This window comes from Streptomyces sp. NPDC031132 (assembly GCF_055570595.1).
On sequence record NZ_JBVIGX010000001.1, the window covers coordinates 1 to 23,556 of the forward strand.

General features: G+C 72.8%; 19 protein-coding genes. 10 read left to right on the forward strand and 9 right to left on the reverse strand.

The window, feature by feature from the left end; all coding sequences use genetic code 11:
- The first annotated feature begins 256 nt into the window (after positions 1–256).
- The gene (locus ACZ49B_RS00005; protein WP_468298876.1) at positions 257–1,360 is read left to right on the forward strand and encodes an alpha/beta hydrolase; all 1,104 of its coding nucleotides are present in this window, start codon (positions 257–259) and stop codon (positions 1,358–1,360) included.
- Entirely contained in the window at positions 1,357–2,154 is a 798-nt protein-coding gene (locus ACZ49B_RS00010) for a trypsin-like serine peptidase (RefSeq protein WP_468298878.1), read from the forward strand. Before ACZ49B_RS00005 ends, ACZ49B_RS00010 begins: the two co-directional genes overlap by 4 nt.
- 19 nt (positions 2,155–2,173) lie before the next feature.
- Here the strand turns inward: ACZ49B_RS00010 and ACZ49B_RS00015 are convergent, their stop codons facing one another.
- From ACZ49B_RS00015 to ACZ49B_RS00025, 3 genes are all read right to left on the reverse strand, one after another.
- On the reverse strand, positions 2,174–3,109 hold the full coding sequence (locus tag ACZ49B_RS00015) for an EamA family transporter (RefSeq protein WP_468298880.1): 936 nt from the start codon (positions 3,107–3,109) through the stop codon (positions 2,174–2,176).
- A gap of 43 nt (positions 3,110–3,152) precedes the next feature.
- Positions 3,153–3,962: an isocitrate lyase/PEP mutase family protein gene (locus tag ACZ49B_RS00020; protein ID WP_468298882.1), complete on the reverse strand. Its 810-nt coding sequence runs from the start codon at positions 3,960–3,962 to the stop codon at positions 3,153–3,155.
- Between the two features lie 102 nt (positions 3,963–4,064).
- Positions 4,065–5,180: a threonine synthase gene (locus tag ACZ49B_RS00025; protein ID WP_468298884.1), complete on the reverse strand. Its 1,116-nt coding sequence runs from the start codon at positions 5,178–5,180 to the stop codon at positions 4,065–4,067.
- A 208-nt stretch (positions 5,181–5,388) separates the two neighbouring features.
- Here ACZ49B_RS00025 and ACZ49B_RS00030 point away from each other — a divergent pair, with 208 nt between their 5' ends.
- The 7 genes from ACZ49B_RS00030 to ACZ49B_RS00060 all read left to right on the forward strand — a co-directional run bounded on the left by ACZ49B_RS00030 (position 5,389) and on the right by ACZ49B_RS00060 (position 13,545).
- The gene (locus ACZ49B_RS00030) at positions 5,389–6,972 is read left to right on the forward strand and encodes a S8 family peptidase (RefSeq protein ID WP_468298886.1); all 1,584 of its coding nucleotides are present in this window, start codon (positions 5,389–5,391) and stop codon (positions 6,970–6,972) included.
- Between the two features lie 125 nt (positions 6,973–7,097).
- Complete coding sequence (locus tag ACZ49B_RS00035) at positions 7,098–8,237, forward strand: DUF4190 domain-containing protein (RefSeq protein WP_468298888.1); 1,140 nt, start codon at positions 7,098–7,100, stop codon at positions 8,235–8,237.
- Positions 8,238–8,387: 150 nt separating this feature from the next.
- Positions 8,388–9,140: a GntR family transcriptional regulator gene (locus ACZ49B_RS00040; protein ID WP_468298890.1), complete on the forward strand. Its 753-nt coding sequence runs from the start codon at positions 8,388–8,390 to the stop codon at positions 9,138–9,140.
- A 394-nt stretch (positions 9,141–9,534) separates the two neighbouring features.
- On the forward strand, positions 9,535–9,720 hold the full coding sequence (locus ACZ49B_RS00045) for an SPOR domain-containing protein (protein ID WP_468298892.1): 186 nt from the start codon (positions 9,535–9,537) through the stop codon (positions 9,718–9,720).
- 30 nt (positions 9,721–9,750) lie between these two features.
- Positions 9,751–10,182 carry a (deoxy)nucleoside triphosphate pyrophosphohydrolase gene (locus ACZ49B_RS00050; protein ID WP_468298894.1) on the forward strand — a complete coding sequence of 144 codons (432 nt, stop codon included), beginning with the start codon at positions 9,751–9,753 and terminating at the stop codon, positions 10,180–10,182.
- Between the two features lie 163 nt (positions 10,183–10,345).
- The gene (locus tag ACZ49B_RS00055; protein WP_468299815.1) at positions 10,346–10,774 is read left to right on the forward strand and encodes an ATP-binding protein; all 429 of its coding nucleotides are present in this window, start codon (positions 10,346–10,348) and stop codon (positions 10,772–10,774) included.
- 158 nt (positions 10,775–10,932) lie between these two features.
- Positions 10,933–13,545 carry a SpoIIE family protein phosphatase gene (locus ACZ49B_RS00060; RefSeq protein ID WP_468299817.1) on the forward strand — a complete coding sequence of 871 codons (2,613 nt, stop codon included), beginning with the start codon at positions 10,933–10,935 and terminating at the stop codon, positions 13,543–13,545.
- A gap of 53 nt (positions 13,546–13,598) precedes the next feature.
- Here the strand turns inward: ACZ49B_RS00060 and ACZ49B_RS00065 are convergent, their stop codons facing one another.
- The 6 genes from ACZ49B_RS00065 to ACZ49B_RS00090 all read right to left on the reverse strand — a co-directional run bounded on the left by ACZ49B_RS00065 (position 13,599) and on the right by ACZ49B_RS00090 (position 20,696).
- The gene (locus tag ACZ49B_RS00065; RefSeq protein ID WP_468298896.1) at positions 13,599–14,315 is read right to left on the reverse strand and encodes a PspA/IM30 family protein; all 717 of its coding nucleotides are present in this window, start codon (positions 14,313–14,315) and stop codon (positions 13,599–13,601) included.
- A gap of 32 nt (positions 14,316–14,347) precedes the next feature.
- Positions 14,348–16,426 (reverse strand): TPM domain-containing protein, encoded by a 2,079-nt coding sequence (locus tag ACZ49B_RS00070; protein WP_468299819.1) that lies wholly within the window; start codon positions 16,424–16,426, stop codon positions 14,348–14,350.
- A gap of 427 nt (positions 16,427–16,853) precedes the next feature.
- Positions 16,854–17,627, reverse strand: coding sequence for a succinate dehydrogenase/fumarate reductase iron-sulfur subunit (locus tag ACZ49B_RS00075; RefSeq protein ID WP_468298898.1), 774 nt, complete (start codon positions 17,625–17,627; stop codon positions 16,854–16,856).
- The gene (locus tag ACZ49B_RS00080; protein WP_468298900.1) at positions 17,624–19,528 is read right to left on the reverse strand and encodes a fumarate reductase/succinate dehydrogenase flavoprotein subunit; all 1,905 of its coding nucleotides are present in this window, start codon (positions 19,526–19,528) and stop codon (positions 17,624–17,626) included. The genes ACZ49B_RS00075 and ACZ49B_RS00080 overlap by 4 nt, the downstream gene beginning before the upstream one ends.
- A gap of 1 nt (position 19,529) precedes the next feature.
- A complete protein-coding gene (locus tag ACZ49B_RS00085) occupies positions 19,530–20,351 on the reverse strand; it encodes a hypothetical protein (RefSeq protein WP_468298902.1) in 822 nt (273 codons plus the stop codon).
- Between the two features lie 114 nt (positions 20,352–20,465).
- Positions 20,466–20,696, reverse strand: coding sequence for a hypothetical protein (locus ACZ49B_RS00090; RefSeq protein ID WP_468298904.1), 231 nt, complete (start codon positions 20,694–20,696; stop codon positions 20,466–20,468).
- Between the two features lie 350 nt (positions 20,697–21,046).
- Here ACZ49B_RS00090 and ACZ49B_RS00095 point away from each other — a divergent pair, with 350 nt between their 5' ends.
- Positions 21,047–23,473, forward strand: coding sequence for an ABC transporter family substrate-binding protein (locus ACZ49B_RS00095; RefSeq protein ID WP_468298906.1), 2,427 nt, complete (start codon positions 21,047–21,049; stop codon positions 23,471–23,473).
- Positions 23,474–23,556 lie beyond the last annotated feature (83 nt).

Below are 23,556 nucleotides of genomic sequence, written 5' to 3' on the forward strand. Positions count from 1 at the left end.
CCCCCCCCCCCCCCCCCCCCCCCCCCCCCCCCCCCCCCCCCCCCCCCCCCCCCCCCCCCCCCCCCCCCCCCCCCCCCCCCCCCCCCCCCCCGGCCGTACGCACGGAGCCCGGGGCCGGGGTCGGGTGGTGCAGGCCACGTCCCGCCGGTCCCAGGCAACCCATCCGATCGTTGACACCTCTGTAAGGGGTGTAAGGGGGACCGATCGGTCCGACCCGCGCTCTTCGGGAGCGCCGGAGAAGGAACGGGACAAATCCGTGCAGCATGACCAGCTTCAGGGTGACGGCGACCTCATGACCGAGGAAGGCCCGCTGACCACGGGCCGTCGCCGCCCCCAGCACAAGCGCAGGCTTCTGATCGGCGGTGCGCTGGCGTTCACGCTCGCCGCCGGCGGCGGTGCGGCAGCGTACAAGTACGGGCTCTTCTCGGACATAGGGGATCCGGTCTCCTTCGGGAAGGTGCAGCAGTCGGCCGCGGCCGAGGACATCCGGCAGGGGGTGAGCATGCCGACCGGCCCGAAGGCCTCGTTCGTCCGGACCTACCGGCTGCCCGACGGCACGCAGATCGGCCGCACGACCCTGACCGGCGCGAAGTCGGGGTTCACCGGCGACGTGTGGGTGTGGGTCCCGAAGGAGTACGACGAGCCGAGGTACGCCAAGAGCGCCTTCCCGGTTCTGATCTCCCTGCCCGGCGGCCGGGGCTACCCCACGAACTACTGGGGGACGGGCCCCGGCCTCGGCCTCCAGAAGGCCGTCAGCGACGGGGCGAAGGCCGGTACGAGCCTGCCCTTCATCCTGATCATGCCGGTTCACAACGCCGACACCAAGCATCACTTCGACGCCTCGGACATCCCCGGCCAGCCCAAGATGGGCACCTGGATGGCCGAGGACGTCCCGGATTTCACGAAGGCCAATTTCCGGACCTTCACCTCCCGGGACGGGTGGGCCTTCATGGGCTCCTCCGCGGGCGGATTCGGCGCCTTCAAGCACGTCCTGAAGTACCCCGACCGGTTCAAGGCGGCCATCGCGAGCGGGGTCGACATCGTCCCCGACTCCCCGCTGTGGAAGGGGAACACGCAGGCCATGGACGAGAACAACCCCGAGAAGCTTGCCGAGAAGCTGATCAAGGAGGGTGGTCCGGACGTGTACATCGACTTCCAGATCGGCACCAAGGAGAACGGCCGCGAGAAGGCGGAGAGGTTCATGAAGGAGCACGGAAAGGGCCCCGTGCACACCCAGCTCCAGGTGATCCAGGATGGTGAGCACAACGGGAAGTCGTACGTACGCGGTATGAGGGAGGGCGCTCTGGAGTGGATCAGCAAGGTCATGCTCGCACCGACCCCCGACCCCGGCGTGCGATGAACGTAGTCGTCAAGGGTGCGTCGGCGGCGGCCGCCGCCGGGGTGGCGGCGGTCCTGGCCGTCGGCTTCCTCAAGGCGACGGACGTGGACGCCCATGCGGTCCACGCCTTCCCCGGCGTCGGCGTGCTCATGGCGAACGGGGAGCACTGGTGCACGGCGAGCGTCGTCGACAGCCCCAAGGGCACGGTCGTCGCGACCGCCGCGCACTGCGTGGCCCCGGCGGGCGAGGACGGCGAGCCCGGAGCGGTCGCCCCCGACGGCCGCGCCATCGGCGACCTCTCCTTCGCCCCCGCGTTCACCGGGGAGGGCGTCGGCCGCCAGCCCCTCGGGGTGTGGAAGGTCCGCGCGGTCCACGTGGACGAGCGCTGGACCAGATGGGGCGAGGACACCGCCGACTTCGCCTTCCTCAGCATCGAGCCGGACGAGGACGGCCGCACCGTGCAGCAGGCGGTCGGCGGCGCCCAGGAGGCCCCGAAGCCCGACTGGACCTCCGGGTACGAGCGCGAGGTGACGGTCGTCGGCTATCCGGAGTCGGACCGCAACCCGCAGAACAAGCCCATCTCCTGCACCACGCAGACCAGCCACTACCAGGAGGACCCCGCGATGCTGTACATCGGCTGCGCGGGCTTCTGGTCGGGCACCAGCGGCAGCCCCTGGATCGCCGACCGCGGCGGTCCGGGCAATCCCGGGCGGCTGATCGGGGTGCTCAGCGGCGGGGACACGGACGTGGACTCCACGGCGGCCCTGTTCGACGAGAAGGCCAAGGCGCTCTACGAGCAGGCCGCGCGGGACTGAGTCCGAGCCCCGGCCCCCGCTACTGTCTGCGCTCGGTGCTGACGATCACGCACACCGCCGCGACGACGACCGCACCGCCGACCAGGATCGGCCAGGTCAAGGCCTCGTCGAGGATCAGCGCACCCAGCGCGACGGCGACGACGGGGTTGACGTACGCGTACGTGGCGACCAGCGACAGCGGCGCCGACTGGAGCAGCCATGCGTACGCCGTGAACGCGACCAGCGAGCCGAACACGACGAGGTGGCCCAGGGCCAGCCAGGAGGCGGTGGAGTAGCCGGCCCAGTCCAGCTCCCGGTGCTCGCCGCGCAGCAGGCCGACGACGATGCCGCCGGCCCCGCCCGCGAGCATCTGGTACGCGCTGCCCGTGAACGGGTTGCCCGGCAGCGACAGCTTCGACGCGGAGAACGAGCCCAGTGACCAGAGCACCGACGCCGCCAGCACCAGCAGCACCCCGGAGAGCGCCACCGCACCGCCGATGCCCGGACTGGTCAGCACCGCGAGCCCGGCGAAGCCCAGGACCACGCCGCCCAGGGTGCGCAGCGGCGGCCGGTCGCCGGTGGCGGTCCGCAGCACCACCAGCCACATCGGCACGGCCGCGATGAGCAGTGCGGCCAGACCGGACGGCACCTCGGTCTCGGCGAGCACCACGAGGCCGTTGCCGCCGAGGATCAGCAGCAGGCCGACCACGACGGCCGAACCGACCTGGGCACGGCTGGCCCGGAGCGCGGCCGGCCCGTACCGCCAGGCGACGAGGCCGAGCAGCAGCAGGCCGGCCGCGATGAAGCGGGCACCGGCGGAGAGGAACGGCGGCATGGTCTGGACGACCACACGGATGGCGAGGTAGGTCGAGCCCCAGAGGACGTAGACGAGGGCGAGCGCGAACCAGACCGCGCCGGTGACCCTGCGGGCGGTGGATTCCGACGGCTTGCTCTCAGCAGTCTCCGAGGTGCGCATGACGGGATCCTAGGGTCGTTGGCGCGTACACGCTTCCTGGGTCTCAGCCCTTGAGCAGGGCGTTCAGCTCCCCGTACGGGAGGGAGGCGTCGAGCGCGGTGTACGTGCCGCCCGCGATCAGCTCCTCGGCGGCCCGGCGGACCACGTCGTACGCGGCCGACGCGACCCAGGAGCCGAGGCTGACGCGGGCGACGCCGAGGGCGCCGAGCTCGGTGACGGACGGGGAGCCGGGGCCGACGAGGATGTTGAGCGGCGCGTCGATGCCCTTGACCAGCTCGGTGACGGTGGCCGGGTCGGTGACCCCGGGGACGAAGATGCCGGTGGCACCCGCGCGGAGGTAGGCGGCGGCGCGGGCGAGGGTCTCGTCGAGGCGGTTCGCCTCCTCGCCGAGGCCGAAGAGGAACGTGTCGATGCGGGCGTTGACGTACAGCGGGACCCCGGCGGTGTCGGCGGCGGCCCGGGCCGCGGCCACCCGCTCGGCGTGGTCGGCGGCGTCCCGGGTGCCGTCCTCGATGTTGATGCCGACCGCGCCGGCGGCGAGCACCCCGGTGACGGTCTCCGCGACCCCGGCGGGGTCGGCGCCGAAGCCGCCCTCGATGTCGGCGGTCACCGGGACGGAGACGGCCGCGGCCACGCGGGCGACGAGGTCGAGGGCGCGGTCGCGGGTCAGGGCGTCCCCGTCGGGCGCGCCGAGGGACCAGGCGACACCGGCGCTGGTGGTGGCGACGGCGGGGGCGCCGGCTGCCTCGACGAGGCGGGCGCTGACGACGTCCCAGGCGTTGGCCAGGGCCAGCGGCGCGGCGGGGTTGTGGAGCGCGGTGAAGCGGCGGGCGAGATCAACGGTGGTGGTCATGGGCCCAGTTCAGCAGACCATGCCCGTCTGCGGCTGGCGATTTTCCGACGTGTAGGGGGCGGCGCGGCGCCGTTGCCGGGGCTCCGCCCCGGACCCCGCGCCTCAACCGTCGGCGGCGCTGGATTTCAGACCTGCTCCGCACAGCGGGAGGACCGTCGTGCGGCCCTGGAGCGGGTCGGTGGGGGCGAGCGGGCCGACCGCCGCCCAGCAGGCCGCCGCCGTCGGCTCCACGAAGAGCCCGCGCCCGGCCAGGTCCCGCTGGGCCGCGCGCAGGGCCGGCTCCGGGACCGTCAGGAAGGTGCCGCCGGACTTGCGGACCGCCGCCAGGATCTGGCGGGCCCGCGGCGGGGCCGGGATCGCGATGCCCTCGGCCAGGGTGGGCCGCTGTTCCACCGGGTCGGCGTCCTCCGCGCCCGCCGCGAAGGCCGTGGCCAGGGGGGACACCGCCTCCGCCTGTACCGCGATCAGCGCCGGCGGCTTCACCCCGCGCCGGGCCAGCTCCTCCACCGCCAGCGCCACCCCCAGCAGCAGGGTGCCGTTGCCGACGGGGACGACGAGGGTCTCGGGGAGCCGGCCGCCGAGCTCCTCCCACACCTCGTACGCGTACGTCTTCGTCCCGTGCAGGAAGTACGGGTTGAAGACGTGGCTCGCGTAGAAGACCCCGGGGAGGTCGGCCGCCTCCCGGGCCGCCACCGCCGTCGCCTCCCTGCCGCCCGGTACGAGGCGGACCGCCGCCCCGTGCGCCCGCATCTGCTCCGTCTTCTTCTCCGAGGTGCCCTCGGGCACGAAAACTTCACATGTCAGCCCGGCCCGCGCGCAGTACGCGGCCACGGCCGTCCCCGCGTTCCCGCTGCTGTCCGCGACCACCCGCTCCGGAGCCAGCCGCCGGGCCAGCTCCGCGAGCATCACCGCGCCGCGGTCCTTGAACGACAGCGTCGGCATCAGGAAGTCGAGCTTGGCGTGAATCCGCTCCCCGAGCGGGACCAGCGGGGTGTTCCCCTCCGACAGCGTCACGGAGAAGGCCCCCGGCAGCGGCAGCACGGGCCCGAACCGCCAGAGCGAATTGGGTCCGGCGGCCGGTTCGAGCGGACTGGCCGGATCCGGTGTGAAGTCGAGATCCCACGGTCCACCGCAGAGCGGGCAGCACCAGGGCGCCGTCCGGGCGTCCGCGCGCGCCGCGTCTTCGGGGCAGACGTAGCCCGGCAGTGCGTGCGTCATGTGCGGAGCGCCTTTGCTCGTTCATGGCCGTTGTATGGCACGGATGTTACGCGTTCGCCGTCCTCTTGTGGTGGGGCGAACGCGTGGGTCAACCTTTTGGAGGCGGCAGCCCGCAGACCCTCACAGGGTTGTCATGCACATGCCTTACTCGTGCGATTTCTGCCGCCTCACCCCCCGCAATGCACCGCCTATGAGGAGGACCCCTCACATGTCCGTGATGCGTCACACCCGCCGGAAACTCGCCGGCATCAGCGCGACCGCCGTCGTGGCCCTCGCGCTCGGCGCGGCCGCCGCGTTACCCGCCTCCGCGGCCGAGGACGGCCCCCAGGGCGTCATCGAGAACGCCGGCGCCCCCGGCTCGGTCGCCGGCAGCTACATCGTGACCCTGAAGGACTCGGCCGCCCGCTCCACCGCCGACAGCGGCAAGGCCGTCGCCCGGCGCTACGGCGCGACGATCGGCCGGACCTACAGCGCCGCCCTCAACGGCTACTCCGTCAAGGTCTCCGAGGCGCAGGCCAGGAAGCTCGCCGCCGACCCGGCGGTCAAGTCCGTCGTGCAGGACCGGACGTTCACCGTCGACGGCGCCCGGGGCACCCAGCCCGGCCCGCCGTCCTGGGGTCTGGACCGCATCGACCAGCACCCGCTCCCGCTCGACAACAGCTACACCTACCCGGACAAGGCCGGCGAGGGCGTCACGGCGTACATCATCGACACCGGCGTCCGCATCACCCACGGCGAGTTCGGCGGCCGTGCCTCCTACGGCTACGACGCCATCGACAACGACAACACCGCCCAGGACGGCCACGGCCACGGCACGCACGTCGCCGGCACCGTCGCCGGCACCTCGTACGGCGTGGCCAAGAAGGCGAAGATCGTCGGCGTCCGCGTCCTCGACAACAACGGCTCCGGTACGACGGAACAGGTCGTCGCCGGCATCGACTGGGTCACCCAGCACGCGGTCAAGCCGGCCGTGGCGAACATGTCGCTCGGCGGCGGAGCCGACTCCGCGCTCGACACCGCCGTACGCAACTCCATAGCCTCCGGCATCACGTACGGCGTCGCCGCCGGCAACGAGTCCACGGACGCGAGCAGCAAGTCCCCGGCGCGCGTCGCCGAGGCCATCACGGTCGGCGCCACCACCAGCACCGACGCCAAGGCCAGTTACTCCAACTACGGCTCGATCCTGGACGTCTTCGCCCCGGGCTCCTCCATCACGTCCTCGTGGGGGACCGGCGACACCGCCACCAACACCATCTCGGGCACGTCGATGGCCACACCGCACGTCGTGGGCGCGGCCGCCCTGTACCTCTCGCAGAACCCGGCGAGCACCCCCGCCCAGGTCCGGGACGGCCTGGTGGCCGCGGCCACCCCGAACGTGGTGACCGGCCCCGGTTCCGGCTCCCCGAACCGCCTGCTCTACGTGGGCGGCGGCACCACCCCGCCGAACCCGGGCACCCGCTTCGAGAACACCGCGGACTACGCGATCAGCGACAACTCCACCGTCGAGTCGCCGCTCACCGTGAGCGGAGTCTCCGGCAACGCCCCGGCGGCGCTGAGCGTCTCGGTCGACATCAAGCACACGTACACCGGTGACCTGAAGGTCGACCTGGTCGCCCCCGACGGCTCCGTGTACACCCTGCACAACCGCAGCGGCGGCAGTGCGGACAACATCATCAAGTCGTACACGGTCAACGCCTCTTCGGAGGTCGCCAACGGCGTGTGGAAGCTCCGCGTGAACGACAACGCCAACCTCGACACCGGCAAGATCGACTCCTGGGCGCTCCAGTTCTGACCCACCGGGAGTGAACGCGGTACGAGGCCGCGGTGAACTGCGGGGGCGACCGTCACGGCGGTCGCCCCCGCTGCGTACTATTTCGCGCATTCGTTCGCGCCCCCTGTGATGGAGCCCCACGCCCCGTGAGCACCCCGCCCCCGCCCTACTGGCCCGCTCCGCCCCCGCAGCCGGCGTACCGGGAGCCCGCTCTCAACGGATTCGCGCTCGCGTCGCTGCTGGTCGGGGTGTTGTGCCTGCCGCCGCTCGGCGTCGTCTTCGGGATCGTGGCGCTCGTCCAGATCGCGCGGAAGGGGGAGCGGGGCAGGGCGCTCGCGATCACGGGTCTGGCGGTGTCGCTCGTGATGACCGCCGCCGCCGTCTTCGCCGCGGACCGGGTGGCGGAGCGGCTGTTCGACCGGCTGGACACGCTCCAGCAGTTCGAGGGCGTCGAGGGCGAGTTGACCGCCACGGACGACATGCGCGCGGGGGACTGCTTCAACGTCCCCGGCGGGGACCTGCTCGACGAGAGCCCGCTCATCTACCGGATCGCGTGCACCGAGGTGCACGAGGGCGAGGTCACCGCCTCGACCCGGTTCGACGACGAGGTGTTCCCGGGCGGGCCCGAGCTGAAGAAGACCGCGACGGACGCGTGCTGGAAGGCGCAGGACGCGTACGCGATGGACACGTGGGCGCTGCCCTCGTACGCGGAGATGTTCTACTTCGCGCCCTCGCGCGAATCGTGGAGCGGCGGCGACCGGCGGCTGCTCTGCGTCATCGGCACGGCGGAGCGGGAGCACCACGGCAGCCTGCGCAAGGACGCCGGGATGCTGAAGCCGGAGCAGGTGGCCTTCCTGCACGTGATGAACGAGGCCGACCTGGCGCTGGGGAACGGGCCGGAGGAGGAGATCGACGAGGCGCTGGGGCGGTACCGGGAGTGGGCCCGCGAGGTCGACCGCGCGCTGGCCGCGGAGGCGGGGTTGCTGGACGGGGTGAAGGACCGGCCGGAGCTGGCCGGGCCGGTGCGTGCGCAGCTCAAGGAGGTCGAGGCGGCGCGGGCTGCCTGGCAGCGGGCGGCGAAGGCGACGAAGCCGGCGGAGTTCCAGGACGCGTGGGACGCGGCCTCGGGTGCGCTGTCCGTGGACACGGAGAAGGCGCTGCGCGGGGCGTACGGGCTGTCGACGAGGGTGCCGGACTGGCTCGCGGGGCAGCCGGGCAGCCCGGACGGTGACTCGGAGGACGACGCGGAGGGCGACTCGGACGGGTCCTCTTCGGCCTCGGTGTGAAGAGCCGTCGAGGATAGCCCGCGGTAACGCGCGGTAACGGGTTTGAGTGACCTGGCTTCATCACTTCGGGTGAAACTCTGGCCCTTGCTTGCGGTCTACAACCGTCGGTTGCCAGGGTGTAGCTGTCTGTCAACCTGATGGGAGTGGCCAGTGACTTTCGGTGAGCAGCCGGCCTATCTGCGCGTCGCCGGGGATCTGCGACGGAAGATCGTCGATGGGTCCCTGCCCCCGCACGCCCGGCTCCCTTCGCAGGCCCGGATCCGTGAGGAGTACGGGGTCTCCGACACCGTGGCGCTGGAGGCGCGCAAGGTCCTCATGGCGGAGGGTCTGGTCGAGGGCCGGTCCGGGTCGGGCACGTACGTACGGGAGCAGCCCGTGCCGAGACGGGTCGCCCGCTCGGGATACCGCACGGGCGGGACGTCGACGCCGTTCCGGCAGGAGCAGGCGGACGCGGGCGCGCGCGGCACGTGGGAGTCCAGCAGTGAGCAGACGGCCGCGCCGGCCGAGATCGCCAAGCGGCTCGGCATCGAGCCGGGCGAGCGCGTGATGCGGACGCGGTACGTGTTCCGCGATGCGGGGGAGGCGATGATGCTGTCGACCTCCTGGGAGCCGCTCGCGGTCACCGGCCGCACCCCGGTGATGCTGCCGGAGGAGGGGCCGCTCGGGGGCTCGGGGGTCGTCGACCGGATGGCCGCGATCGACGTCGTCGTGGACAACGTGGTGGAGGAGGTCGGGGCGCGGCCCGGCCTGGCCGAGGAGATCATGCTGCTGGGCGGGGTCCCGGGCCATGTGGTCCTGGTGATCGGCCGTACGTACTTCGCGTCCGGACGGGCGGTCGAGACCGCCGACGTGGTGGTCCCGGCGGACCGCTACCGCCTGGCGTACCACCTGCCGGTCCGGTGAGCGGCGTTCCCCGGGGGGCGCGGTCCCGGGGAACCGCCCACGGGTGACGGGGTGTCACCCGGCGGGTTTCGGCGCGATGGTGATCGCTCCCGTCGCCCCGGTCCTCGCCCTTCTCCGGACCGTCCGGCATCCGGGCCGCGGCCTGCTGCGCTTCGCCGCCTGCGCCGCTGCCGGACTGGCCCTCGTTCCGCGCCCGTTGAGCGCGGAATGTGTCCTGTGGTGCGCCGGTTCTGAACCGGCGTACACGGCCCGCTCGTACGCATGGCCGGATGCGTACGCCTGCGAGGTACCTCTTCGTGAAAAACCGTATCCGCTCCGTAAAGGTCGGGCGTAAGCTCGGGCATATGCGCAATGCGGTTTCCCGGGCAGGTACATCGGCGGAGGGTGAAACGCGATGAACGACGGCGGTGCCCTGCTCCCATGGCTGGTCATACGTCAGGACGACAACGGCAACCGCTACCGGGTGGGCCGGTACCCCACCCGGGCCGAGGCCCAGAAGGTCGTGGACAGCCTCGAAGACAGAGGCCACAAGCAGCTGTACTGGGTCGAGCGGATCGGTCAGGCCGCCACGACGAACTGAGCATCCCTGCGTTGACATAGGCTCCGCCCCATGACGGTACGAGTGGTCGTGGGCGGAGCCCTTTGTCATGAGGGCCGCCTGCTGGCCGCCCGCCGCAGCGCACCCCCGGAGCTGGCCGGACGCTGGGAGCTGCCGGGCGGGAAGGCCGAGCCGGGCGAGTCCGTCCCCGAGGCGCTCGTGCGCGAACTGCGCGAGGAGCTCGGAGTGGAGGCCGAGCCGCTGGAGCGGATCCCGGGGGAGTGGCCGCTCAGGCCCGGGCTCGTCCTGCACGTGTGGACCGCCCGGCTGCTGTCCGGCGAACCCGCGCCGCTCGAGGACCACGACGAGCTGCGCTGGCTCGGACCCGAGGAGCTCGAGTCGGTGGACTGGCTCGACCAGGACCGGCCGGCGGTCGCCGAGGCCGGCCGCCGGCTGCGCGCCGAGCGCGCCGAGCAGCACACCAGGTCGCACGGGGGCGCGTGACGCGCGTGCACTGGGCCGTCTGCGCCACAGTGCGCCGGTGCATGAAGGATCGGGTGGTACGACGCCTCGAATATCGGGTATGTCGCTATTAGTCCCAATCGTGTACTGCCCCTCGTGGCTCTGTCCCTGATGAATCGGACTGGGGTCGTTGCCGGCCCGGGAAGTGATCGGCGTGATCGACACAGACGGTGAATGCGCCGAGTGGGCCTTCCCCGCCGAACCCGGCGCCGTCCGCACCGCCCGGCACGCCGTGCGCGGCACGCTCGGATCCTGGGGCCTGGACTCCGTCGGCGACGTCACCGTCCTGCTGGTCAGCGAGCTGGTCACCAATTCACTGAGGTACGCCTCCGGCCCCATCGGCGTCCGCCTGGTGCGGCGCAATCCGGCCAGTGGAAGTGTGACGGGGGGCGCCGCCCTGCTCGTGGAGGTTTCCGATCCGCTTCCGGATCCGCCCCGCGAACGCGTTGCGAAGCCGGACGACGAGGGTGGCCGGGGGCTCCACCTGGTGGCCGCCTCCGCGCAGCGCTGGGGAACGCGCCACGGGAAATCCGGCAAAACTGTGTGGTTCGAGTTGGCACTTCCTGGTGAGTAACAAGGTGAAGGATGGCCGACGATCACACGGCATGGCTCGAAATAGTCGGGACCTTTTTGTGATCGTGAACGCCGTGCCGTACAGGGCCGTGGTGCTGAATACTTCGGGCATGGCCGGTCCGGTTGCGGTGAGCTGGAGGGGACGGTCGCGTGAGCGAGATACCTGCGCAGGCACATCAGGCCCATGTGCCCGGGGAGACATGGCACGACTCCCTGTGGCACAGCAGCCCGCCTGGCTCGATATATGACTACATAAAGGTCGCGTCCTTCTCCATCGGACCCGACGGGCTCATCGACCAGTGGAGCCTGCGCGCCGAGGAGCTGTTCGGGCTGACCGCCGCACAGGCCGTGGGCCGGGACCCGGTGGACGCCTTCATGCCGCCGGAGCTGCGCGCCGGCGGGCACCGCAGGGTGGCCGAGATCCTCGACGGCAAGGAATGGACCGGCCTCGTCCCGTTCCGGATCCCCGGTGGGAACGGCGCCCACGGCGTGGCCGAGATCTATGTGATGCCCACCCAGACCGAGACCGCCGAGCGGGCCGCGCTGTGCGTCGTGGTCGACGTACGCGCGCTGCGCCGGATCGAATCCGACCTTGCCGCCTCGCAGGCCATATTCGGCCAATCTCCCTTCGGCTTCCTGCTCTTTGGGACGGACCTCACCGTTCAGCGGGCCAACCGCCGTTTCGCGACCGTCTTCGGCGGCGCCGTCGAGGAACACCGCGGCCGCACCGTCCACGACTACCTCCCGCCCCAGGAGGCCGACCGGATGGCCGACGCCCTGCGGCGGGTCCTGGAGACCGGCGAATCCGTCACCGACCTCCGGATCACCGGCGCCGCCCCCGGCAGCCGGGAGCACCGCCACTGGTCCATCAACCTCTACCGCGTCCACGGCGGCACCGGCCGCCCCATCGGCGTCGCGGGCCTCGGCACCGACGTCACCCGCCGCCACCTCGCCGCCCGCGAGGCCGCCGGGGTCCGGCGCAATCTCGCCCTGCTCAACGAGGCAGGGCACCGCATCGGGAACTCCCTCGACCTCGAGACCACCGCCCGCGAACTGCTGGACGTGACCGTCCCGGGCTTCTGCGACCTCGCCGCCGTCGACCTCTACCAGGGGCTGCTGCTCGGCGACGACGACCGCCCCGCCCGGCCGCAGGGCCCCGGCGTGCCCTCACTGCCGCCCGGGCTGGGCGCCGGCCGGGCGCCCTCCGCGCCCCTGCGGCGCGTCGCCTTCGCCTCGGCCGTGTCGGACGCCCCGCTGTCCGGTCCGGGCGCGCTGGTCTCCGTAGGGGAGATCCACCGCTACCCGGCGGCCTCGCCGGGGGCCCTCGCCCTGAGGACCGCGCGGCCGCGGCTGATCGAGGGCGGCGGAGCGGACGACCTCGTGCAGTCGACGCTCGTCGTCCCGATGGTCGCGCACGACACCGTCGTCGGGCTCGCCCAGTTCTCCCGTACGAAGGGCAGCGAGCCCTTCGGGGAACGGGACCGGGCGGTGGCCGTCGAGCTCGCCGCCCGGGCCGCCGTCTGCATCGACAACGCCCGCCTCTACCGGCGCGAGCACGAACGGGCCCTGATACTGCAACGCAGCCTGCTGCCGCCCGGGGACCCCGAGGCGGCCGGCCTGGACATCGCCTGCCGGTACCTGCCGGGGAACGCGGCCACCGAGGTCGGCGGGGACTGGTTCGACGTCATCGAACTGCCCGGGCACCGCACGGCGCTGGTCGTCGGCGACGTCATGGGCCGCGGCCTGCGGGCGGCCGTCGCGATGGGCGAACTGCGCACCGCCGTACGGACCCTGGCGCTGCTGGACCTGGAACCGGCGGAGGTGCTGACCGCGCTGGACGAGATCGCCCGCGGGCTCGGCGCGCCCGGCGGCTCCCAGCAGGCCTCCCGGGCGGCCCTGCACTCGCGGGACGCGGACCGCTCCGAGGTGTACCTCGCGACCTGCGTGTACGCCGTCTACGACCCGGTGACGCGGCGCTGCACCATCGCCAACGCGGGCCACATGCCGCCCGTGCTGGTGGAACCGGCGGAACCGGGCGCCCCGCCGCGGCCCGCACTGCTGTTGGAGGTGCCGCCCGGGATGCCGCTGGGAGTGGGCGGAGAACCGTTCGAGGAGGTCGAGGTGGACCTCCCGGAGGGCGCCCTGCTCGCGCTGTACACGGACGGGCTGGTGGAATCGCGGGACCACCCGCTCGAGGAAGGGCTGCGGGGGCTGCGGGACGCCCTGGCCGACCCGGTGCGGCCGCTGGAGGACGTGTGCGACCACGTGCTGAACACGCTGGACACGCGGCACGGTGAGGACGACATCGCGCTGCTGATGGCGCGGGTGCAGGGGCTGCCGTTGGAAGCGGTGGGGGACTGGCAGCTGCCGCGCGAGGCGCGGTCGGTGGGCCGGGCGCGGGAGCTGGCACGGGCCAAGCTGCCGGCCTGGGGCCTGGAGGGGCTGCTGGACACCACCGAGCTGCTGGTGAGCGAGCTCGTGACGAACGCCCTGCGGTACGGGGAGGGCGAGATCCGGCTGCGGCTGCTGCTGGACCGCACCCTGGTCTGCGAGGTCTGGGACGGCAACCTGGTGCAGCCGCGGCGGCGCCGGGCCCGGGACACGGACGAGGGCGGGCGGGGGCTGCAGCTGGTCGGCATGCTGTCGGCGGGCTGGGGCACGCGCCGCACCCACCGGGGGAAGACGGTCTGGTTCGAGCTCCCGCTCCCGGGCGCGGCGGCGCAGGCGGTCTCGGAACTCTCGGCGGAGCAGCTGCTGAGCATGTACGGCTGACCGCCGGCCGGGCCGGTCCCGCTGCGCGGGGTCTCCTCCGCGCAGCGGGACGGCTACGCCGCCCGGCCTTTCAGGGCGGCCAGCCGGGCCTCGATCTCCGACGACGTGTCGAGGTCGTCCAGGGCCTCGAACTGGGCGTCCAGGGAGGACGCCGCCAGTTCCTGCCGGCCCAGGGCCCTGGCCTCCTCCCGCCGGACCTTGTCCTCGAAGCGGGCGATGTCGCTCGTCGGGTCCATGACGTCGATGCTCTTCACCGCGTCCAGCATGGTGTTCTGCGCCTGCGCGGTCTTCGCCCGGGCCACCAGCTCGTCCCGCTTGGCCGTCAGCTCGGTCAGCTTGTCCTTCATCGCGTCCAGCCCGGACTTGAGCTTGTCCACGACCTCCGTCTGCGCGGCGATCGTCGGCTCCGCCGTCTTCGCCTCCTTCTCCGCCTGGAGCTGCCGGCCGAGGGCGACCTTCGCCAGGTTGTCGAACCGGTCCGCATCCGCCGCCGAGCCCGCCGCCCGCAGTTCGTCCGCCCTCCGGCTCGCGGCGAACGCCTTGCCGCCCCACTCCGAGGCCGCCTCCACGTCCTCCTTGTGGTCCGCCTCCAGCAGCCGCAGATTGCCGATCGTCGTGGCGACCGCCTGCTCCGCCTCCGAGATGTTGTTCGTGTAGTCGCGGATCAGCTGGTCCAGCATCTTCTGCGGATCCTCCGCCTGGTCCAGCAGCGCGTTGATGTTGGCCTTCGCGAGCTGGGTGACGCGGCCGAGGATGGTCTGCTTGCTCATCGGTGACCTTTCACGGGGTGAGGGAAAGTGGGTCAGAAGCGGCCGCCGCCGCCCATGCGGCCGCGGGTCCCGCCGCCGCCGAAGGAGCCGGGGCCCGGCCCGCCGCCCCCGAAGCCCCCGCCGCCCCCGAACCCGCCGCCGAAGCCCCCGCCGCCGCGGCCGCCGCGCAGGATCTCGCCCAGGATGATCCCGCCGAGGACCGCGCCGCCCCTGCCGCCGCCCTGCTGCCGCTGCCCGCCGCCTCCGTACGGGTCCTGGTACGCCCGTACGTCCTGCTCCGCCAGCTGCTGCGCCTGCCGCGCCAGCCCGTCCGCCTGCTGGGCCTCCGCCAGCGCCGCCGCCGGGTCCGAGCCCGCCAGGGCCGCCGACCGCTCCATGCGCCGTTGCGCCTCCGCCAGCCGGGTGCGGGCCTGGCTGCCGACCGCGCCCCGGCTCGTGGTGATGTAGTCCGCCGCCGCGCCGATCGCGCTGCGCGCCGAGAGCACCGCCTGCTCCAGCAGGGCCGCCGCCCGCCGGCTGCCCGCCTCGCGCTCCCGGGCCCCGGCCAGCGCCTCGTCGAGGACGGCATCGGCCTCCTCGACCCGGCGCAGCGCGTCGATCGGGTCGTACCGGCCGGCCTCCTGCGCCCGCCGTACGTCGGCCACGACCGCCTCCGCCCGGCCGATCCGGCCGCGCAGATCCGCCGTCGAGGCCCCCTCCGCGGTGCCCGTCAGCAGGCCGCGGGCATCGGCGAGGTCGGTCTCCGTCTCCGTCAGCGCCCCGGGCAGCTTCCCGGCCGCCTCCGCCAGCTCCTGCGCCCGCCGCTCCACCGCGTCGACCAGCCTCGCCGCCTGGTCCACCGCGCCCTCGGCGGCCCGCACGTGGACGGCCGCCTTCCCGTTGTCGCCGCCCTCGAGCGCCGCCCGGGCCTCGCCGAGGCTGGTCGTCGCGAACAGCAGCCGGTCCTCGGCCTGTTCGGCGTTGGAGGCCACCGGCGCGGACGCCGAGTCCGCGTAGCGCCCGGCCAGCGCGGTCAGGGTGGCCTCGGCCGTCGTCGTACGCCCCGTCAGGTCCCGGAAGTGCGCCTCCACCGTCGCCACGGCCTGCGGGGCGTTCTTCTCCAGGTCCCGCAGTCGGTCGAAGTCCGCCGACTCGGCGTCGAGCCGCCGGTTCGCCTCCGTACAGCGGGCCACGATCTCGTCCAGCATCCGCCGCCGGGTGGGGTCGTCCTCGGGGTACGCGTCGTCGAGCTGCTGGCGCAGCCGGAACGCCGCCGTCAGCTCGCCCTGCGCGAAGGCCAAGGCCTCGGTGAACGTGCCGACCGCCGCTTCGCCGAACTGCGCGGAGGCGAAGCCGAGCTCCTCCGTGCTGGTGCGGATCGCGTCGTCGGTCTCCACCAGCAGCGCCTTGGCCTTGGCGTCCAGCTCGGGCAGCGGGAGGGCGGTCGTGGTCGCGGGCTGCTCGCCCCAGCCCGTCGTGCTGGCGGCCCAGCCCGCCTTGTGCTTGCGGCGGCTGTACGCGAAGGCCGCGAGCGCGCCGGCCGCAACGACGACGGCCACCGGGAGCACGTAGTCCCCGGCCCCGCTCTCGCCGCTCGCGCCGCCCGGGTCCGCCTCCCCGGGGGTGATCGCGGGCACGGGTACGGGCTTCCCGCCGAGCACGGCGCCGAACCCGTCGGCGGCGCCGATCGCGGCGCCCGCCCAGTCGTTCTGCTTCAGCGCGGGCTCGATGGCCGTACGGGCGACGTCCGCGAGCTGCTCCTCGGTGAACCCGGAGTCGACGTCGGCCGAATAGGCGTACTGGCGCGCCCCGGTCGCCACGGCCAGCAGGAGGTCGTCCCGCCCGAGGCCGTTCTTCTGCGCGGTGGCGTCCGCCCAGCTCTGGGCGGAGCGCCCGGAGAAATCGTGCACGTACGTCACGAAGAGCTGCATGCGGTGGTCGGCGTACAGGTTGTCCAGCGCGGCGGTGACGGCGGCCTTCCGGTCGCCGAGGGCGCCCACACGGTCGGTGATCTGCCCCTGCCGGGACAGGCTGACGGGATCATCGGCCCGAGCGGCCGGCGCCCCGACAACCCCCCAGCCGCCGAGCCCCAGCAGCGCGGCGGCCAGGACGAGCCCGGCCCGTACGGACATCCCGGCGGCGGTGGGTCGTCGCTTCGGCGGAGTCACATTCCGGAGGCTATGGCCACACCCCAGCCCCCGCGACCGGAGCGCCCCGCGGGCCTGAGCCCGGCTGGCCGTCGGTCCGAACGCCCCGCCGGCCGGCCGCAGGTCCGGCCGACTCCGGCCCCGGCCCCAGGGCCCGGCTCCGGCCCAAGGGCCCGGCCCCGGCCCCAGGGCCCGGCTCCGGCCCCAGGGCCCGGCTCCGGCCCCAGGGCCCGGCTCCGGCCCACGGGCCCGGCTCCGGCCCAGGGGCCCCGGCCCCGGCCCTGCCGAGTGGCCGGGGGCCGCATAGGGCTGGCGGCAAGGGCGCCGACCCGGTCAGGGCAGGGCGACCGCCGTCAGCTCCGGGCGTGCCAGGACGAGCTGCTCTGTCCGGCGAAATGAACGGCCGGGGGTGCTACAGGTCAGCACGCCTGCGGATCTTGTTGCCCAGCCACACCAGCGGGTCGTACTTGCGGTCCACCGCCCGCTCCTTCAGCGGGATCAGCGCATTGTCGGTGATCTTGATGCCCTCGGGGCAGACCTCCGTACAGCACTTGGTGATGTTGCAGTAGCCGAGCCCGTGCTCCTCCTGGGCCGTGCGCTTGCGGTCCAGGCCCGCCTCGGCCGCCGCGTCCAGCGGGTGCATGTCCAGCTCCGCCACCCGCATCAGGAAGCGCGGACCGGCGAAGGCGGTCTTGTTCTCCTCGTGGTCGCGCACCACATGGCAGGTGTCCTGGCACAGGAAGCACTCGATGCACTTCCGGAACTCCTGCGAGCGGTCCACGTCCACCTGCTGCATCCGGTACGCCCCCGGAGCCACCCCCTGCGGCGGTACGAAGGCCGGGACCTCGCGCGCCTTCTCGTAGTTGAAGGACACGTCCGTGACCAGGTCCCGGACGACCGGGAAGGCGCGCAACGGCGTGACCGTGATCGTCTCGGCCCGGTCGAAGGTCGACATGCGCGTCATGCACATCAGCCGCGGCCGGCCGTTGATCTCCGCACTGCACGAGCCGCATTTGCCCGCCTTGCAGTTCCACCGCACCGCGAGGTCCGAGGCCTGGGTGGCCTGGAGCCGGTGGACGATGTCCAGGACGACCTCGCCGTCGTGCACCTCGACGGTGAAGTCCCGCAGTTCCCCGCCTTCCGCGTCGCCCCGCCAGATCCGGAAGCTCGCGTCGTACGTACTCATTCGTAGAGCTCCTCTTCGGCGAGGTACTTGACCAGCTCTTCCTTCTCGAAGAGCGCGAGCAGGTCGGGGCGGACGGGTTCGGTCCGGGTTCGGACGAGGGCGATCCGGTCGGCGGCCGGGTCCTCGGGCGCCGGCTCGACCGGACGGCACAGCAGGTTCACCGGGCGCCAGTCGCGCTCCATCGACGGGCAGTCCTCCCGGGTGTGCCCGCCGCGGCTCTCGGTGCGCTCCAGGGCCGCGCGGGCCACGCACTCGCTGACCAGCAGCATGTTCCGCAGGTCCAGGGCGAGGTGCCAGCCCGGGTTGAACTGCCGGTGCCCCTCGACCCCGGCCCGGGCCGCCCGTACGCGCAGGCCCGCCAGCTTCCGCAGGGCCTCGGCCATCTCGCCCTCGCGGCGGATGATCCCGACCAGGTCGTTCATGGTCGTCTGCAGCTCCTGGTGGAGCGTGTACGGGTTCTCCGCGCCCTCGGCGGCGTGGAACGGGGCCAGCGCCTCCGCCGCGGCCGCGTCGATCTCCGTCTGGGAGACCGCGGGCAGCGCATCGGCCAGGCCCGTGGCGTACTCGGCCGCGTGCAGTCCGGCCCGCCGCCCGAACACCAACAGGTCGGACAGGGAGTTCCCGCCGAGCCGGTTCGAGCCGTGCATGCCGCCCGCGACCTCGCCCGCCGCGAACAGGCCCGGGACCCCGACGGTGGCCGCGGTGTCGGAGTCGACCGCGATCCCGCCCATCACGTAGTGGCAGGTCGGGCCGACCTCCATCGGCTCGGCGGTGATGTCCACGTCCGCCAGCTCCTTGAACTGGTGGTACATGGAGGGCAGCCGCCGCTTGATCCGCTCGGCCGGCATCCGGGTGGACACGTCGAGGAACACCCCGCCGTGCGGGGAGCCGCGGCCCGCCTTGACCTCGGAGTTGATGGCCCGGGCCACCTCGTCGCGGGGGAGCAGCTCGGGCGGACGCCGGTTGTGGTCCGGGTCCTCGTACCAGCGGTCGCCCTCCTCCTCGGACTCCGCGTACTTCTCCTTGAAGACGTCCGGGACGTAGTCGAACATGAACCGCTTGCCCTCGCTGTTGCGCAGCACCCCGCCGTCGCCGCGCACCGACTCGGTGACGAGGATGCCCTTGACCGAGGGCGGCCAGACCATGCCGGTCGGGTGGAACTGCACGAACTCCATGTTCAGCAGCGGCGCGCCCGCGAGCAGCGCCAGCGCGTGGCCGTCGCCCGTGTACTCCCAGGAGTTGGACGTCGTCTTGAAGGACTTGCCGATCCCGCCCGTGGCCAGGACGACCGCCGGGGCCTCCAGGACGAAGAACCGGCCGGACTCGCGCTCGTAGCAGAAGGCCCCCGAGACCCTCTGCCCGTGCTTCAAGACCCGCGTGACCGTGCACTCCTGGAAGACCTTGAGCCGGGCCTCGTAGTCCCCGAACTCCTTGAAGTCCTCCTGCTGGAGCTGGACGATCTTCTGCTGGAGGGTGCGGATCAGCTCCAGGCCGGTCCGGTCGCCCACGTGCGCGAGCCGCGGGTACTCGTGCCCGCCGAAGTTGCGCTGGGAGATCTTCCCGTCCGGGGTGCGGTCGAAGAGCGCGCCCCAGGTCTCCAGCTCCCAGACCCGGTCCGGGGCCTCCTTCGCGTGGAGTTCCGCCATCCGCCACTGGTTCAGGAACTTGCCGCCGCGCATGGTGTCGCGGAAGTGCACCTGCCAGTTGTCGCCCTCGTTGACGTTGCCCATGGAGGCGGCGATCCCGCCCTCCGCCATCACCGTGTGGGCCTTGCCGAACAGGGACTTGCAGATCACGGCCGTACGGGCACCCCGCTCGCGCGCCTCGATCGCGGCCCGCAGCCCGGCGCCGCCCGCACCGACCACGACCACGTCCCACTGCTGCCGGTCGACTTGAGCCATGTCAGAAGAACCTCGGATCGTTGAAGGCGCCGCTGGCCAGCAGGTACACGTAGAAGTCGCACAGGGCGACGCTGATCAGCGAGGCCCAGGCGAGCTGCATGTGGCGGGTGTTGAGCCGGCTGACCCAGCCCCACAGCCGGTAGCGCACCGGGTGCTTGGAGAAGTGCTTCAGGCGGCCGCCCATGATGTGCCGGCAGGAGTGGCAGGACAGCGTGTAGGCCCAGATCAGCGTGATGTTGACGAGGAACAACAGCGTCCCGAGGCCCATGTGGCCCCACTCGTAGTGCTCGTCGCGGAAGGTCAGCACCGTGTCGTACGTGAGGATGCCCGCGACCGGCAGCGCCGCGTAGAAGAAGTACCGGTGGATGTTCTGGAGGATCAGCGGGAAGCGGGTCTCGCCGGTGTACTTCGCGTGCGGCTCGGCGACGGCGCAGGCGGGCGGCGAGGCCCAGAAGCCCCGGTAGTAGGCCTTCCGGTAGTAGTAGCAGGTCAGCCGGAAGCCGAGCGGGAAGATCAGGATCAGCAGGGCGGGGGACAGGCCCCACCAGCTGCCGAACAGGTCGAGGTTGGGGCCGCCGCGCATCTCCTGGCAGTTCTCCGCGAGACACGGGGAGTAGAACGGGGAGACGTACGGGGCCGCGTAGTAGTCGGCGTTGGCGAAGGCCCGCCAGGTCGAGTAGACGATGAAGGCGAGCAGTCCGGCGGCGGTGACGGCGGGGGCCAGCCACCACCGGTCGGTGCGCAGGTGCCGGGCGGCGATCGCGGCCCGGGAGGCGTCGTGGACGCCGGTCAGCTGCCGGGGTGGTTCCGTGCCTGTGGCCAAAGGGGACTCCGGGTGGAGTGATGACGGATGACCCACGAGGCCCAGCCGCGGACGGCTGGGCCTGGTGGGGTGCGGGGGTACCGGCGCGTGCGGGGTGGAGCCGCGTACGCCAGGTCAGGGTGCCCGGCGGTCGCGGGCGCCGAGACCCTCGTCGTCGACGTCCTGCCACAGCGAGCTGTCGTACGGGGTGTCCGGAACGGGGACCATCCCCTCCCGGCTTGGGGCCCGCGGGGTGTCCGGGGCCTGCCGGGCTCCGTCCTTGACGTCCCGCTCCAGCCGCTCGACCGAGCGGACCAGCTCGTTCAGGTTGCGTCGTACGGCGGTCAAATCGTCTTGCAGGGACATGACTTGCCCTCACTTCCGCTGGTTGCGGTGGCAACGCTCATGTGCGCCTGCGAGTGTCGCGCCTCCCGTCCCCCGTTGTGAAGGGACGTGCAGCGATTGCGGGCGCGCAGGCGCAATCTGTGCGCCCCTCCCCGCTCCCATTTTGATCCCTCTTCCGAGGGAACGCCCGTCCGTGACGCAAGTGGGATTGGTCCGCACGGGTGGGGTTCGCGGCGTGGCGAGGGCCGGCTGCGGGAGGTGTGGCGGGCTGTGGATTTCAGTGTGTTGCGGCACCCAGTGTGATCAGCTCCATATACCGCCAAACGTGATCAAGCTGCCCCCTTTCACGCCCCGCCCCGGAGGTACCACCCATGTCCCAGAGAAGGCGCAGGTCCTTGGCGCTCCTGACCTCGGGAGTCCTCGCACTGCCGATGCTCGCGGGCTGCGGCGCTGGTGACGACGAGGGCGGTCCCGTGGCCGCCGGCCAGGACATCGCGGCCACCGCCCGCGACAAGGTCGCCGACGGCGGAGTGCTGCGCTGGGCCGTGGACAGCCTCCCGGACACCCTGAACACCTTCCAGGCCGATGCGGACGCCACCACCAACCGGATCGCCGGGGCGGTGCTGCCCCAGCTGTTCACGCTGGACGACAAGGGCCGGCCGGTGGCCAACCGGGACTACCTCGAGAAGGCCGAGGTCGTCGAGCGGGAGCCCAAGCAGGTCGTCCTGTACAAGCTGAACCAGCAGGCGGTGTGGAGCGACGGCCGCGAGATCGGCGCCGCCGACTTCGTGGCGCAGTGGCGGGCCCTGAGCGGCAAGGACTCCGCCTACTGGACGGCCCGCAACGCGGGATACGACCGGATCGAGAAGATCGAGCGCGGCAAGACCGACCTCGAGGTCAAGGTCACCTTCGCCAAGCCGTACACCGACTGGCGCTCCCTGTTCTCCCCGCTCTACCCCAAGCAGGTCACCGGCACCCCGGACGCCTTCAACGAGGGCGCCCGCGGCACCCTCAAGGTCACCGCCGGACCCTTCGACCTGGGGGCCATCGACAAGAAGACCGGCACCGCCGCGCTGACCCGCAACGCCCGCTGGTGGGGCCGGCCGGCCAAGCTGGACACGCTGGTCCTGACCGCCGTGCCGCGGGCCCAGCGCCCGGCCGCGCTGGCCGCCGGCAAGGTCGACCTGGCGGAGATCGACCGTGCGGGCGCCGACCGGATCGCACTGGCCCGCCGGGAGGCGGCGGCCACTCCGGGCTCGGGCGGGGGCCCGGCGCACGGACCGGGCGCCTCGGTGACCCCGGCCCAGGCCACGCTGTCGTGGGCGATCGCGTACGGCGCCGACGACGAGGGCAAGGCGACGACGGAGCGGGAGAACCGGGCGCAGAACGCCGAGGCGGTGAAGAAGTACGCCGACGAGCAGGCGGCCCTGCGCACCTTCACGGTCCGCAAGTCCCTGGAGCCGGCCTACACCCAGCTCGCCCTGAACGGGGCCGCCGGCCCGCTGGCCGACGAGCGGGTCCGGCGGGCGGTGGCCCGGGCCCTGGACCGCAAGGAATTGGCCGAGATCGTACTGAAGCCCCTGGGCCTGCCGGCGAAGCCGGTCGGCAGCCACGTGGCGCTGGCCGGGCAGCGGGCGTACGCGGACAACAGCGAGGCGCTCGGCGGCAAGGACATCCACGCCGCCGAGGCCCTGCTCGCGGACGCGGGCTGGCGCCGGGGCGGCAAGATCACCGAGCCGGTGGGCGCGAAGGCTGGCTCCGAGAACGCGGAGGACGGCCAGGACGACTCGAAGACCCCGTCGGGCCCGGGCACCGGCAACGACGGCCTCTACATCGTGGGCGAGACCGACGAGCGCAACGGCGACAGCCTCGACCGGGGGCTCCCGGCGGTCCGGTCCGCGATCAAGACGGACGCGGAAACGTTCGCGCAGGGCGACCGGGGGGCCCAGGGCGCCGGCAACGACTCGCTCGCCCAGGGAGCCCGGGGCGAGCGCCTCTCCCCGGTACTGGCCGCGGCCCCGCTCGCGGACGAGCAGCGGGCCGCCCTCCTCGCCCAGGCCGAAGCCCTCGGCGCCGACGCCCCCGACGCGGCAGACCCGGCGGACGCGGACTCCGCCGACGCCAAGAGCGGCCCGGCCCGCGACGGCGCCGCCCCCGAGCCCGGGAAGGCAGCGACCAGCCCCAGCCCGGCGCCCGCCCCGGCCAAGCAGACCCGTACCTCCGGAAACGTGCTGGCCAAGGACGGCAAGGCGCTCTCGCTGCGCTTCGTCCTCCCGTCCGGCCCCGGCTCCGAGGCCCTGCGCACGGTCGGCGAGCGGATCGCACAGATGCTCCAGAAGGTCGGCGTGCACACCGAGCTGACCAAGGTGGCCGACGAGAGCTTCTTCAAGGACCACGTCGCCTCGGGCCAGTACGACCTGGCGCTCTACTCCTGGCCCGCGACGGCCTACCCGGCCACCGACGCCCGCCCCATCTTCGCCAAGCCGGAGCCGGCCGCCGACGGCTCGCTCCTCGTCGAACAGAACTACACCCGGGTCGGCACCGACCACATCGACCAGCTCTTCGACCAGGCGCTCGGCGAGCTCGACGAGGAGGCCTCGCGCGAGCTGATGCGCAAGGCCGACGCCCGGATCTGGGCCGCCGCCGGCTCCATCCCGCTGTACCAGCGCCCCGAGCTGGTGGCCGCCAAGCCGAACCTGGCCAATGCCGGCGCCTTTGGCCTCGGCACCCCCCGTTTCCAGGACATCGGCTGGAAGAAGGCTCCAGGCGCCAAGGAAAATCAGGAGAAGAAGAAGTGACAAAACGGGGCCAGACAGATTGAGCTTCGGCTCACAAGCTCAGATGTGACTCAAGTCGCTTGCCCGCCGGATCTCCGGCGGGC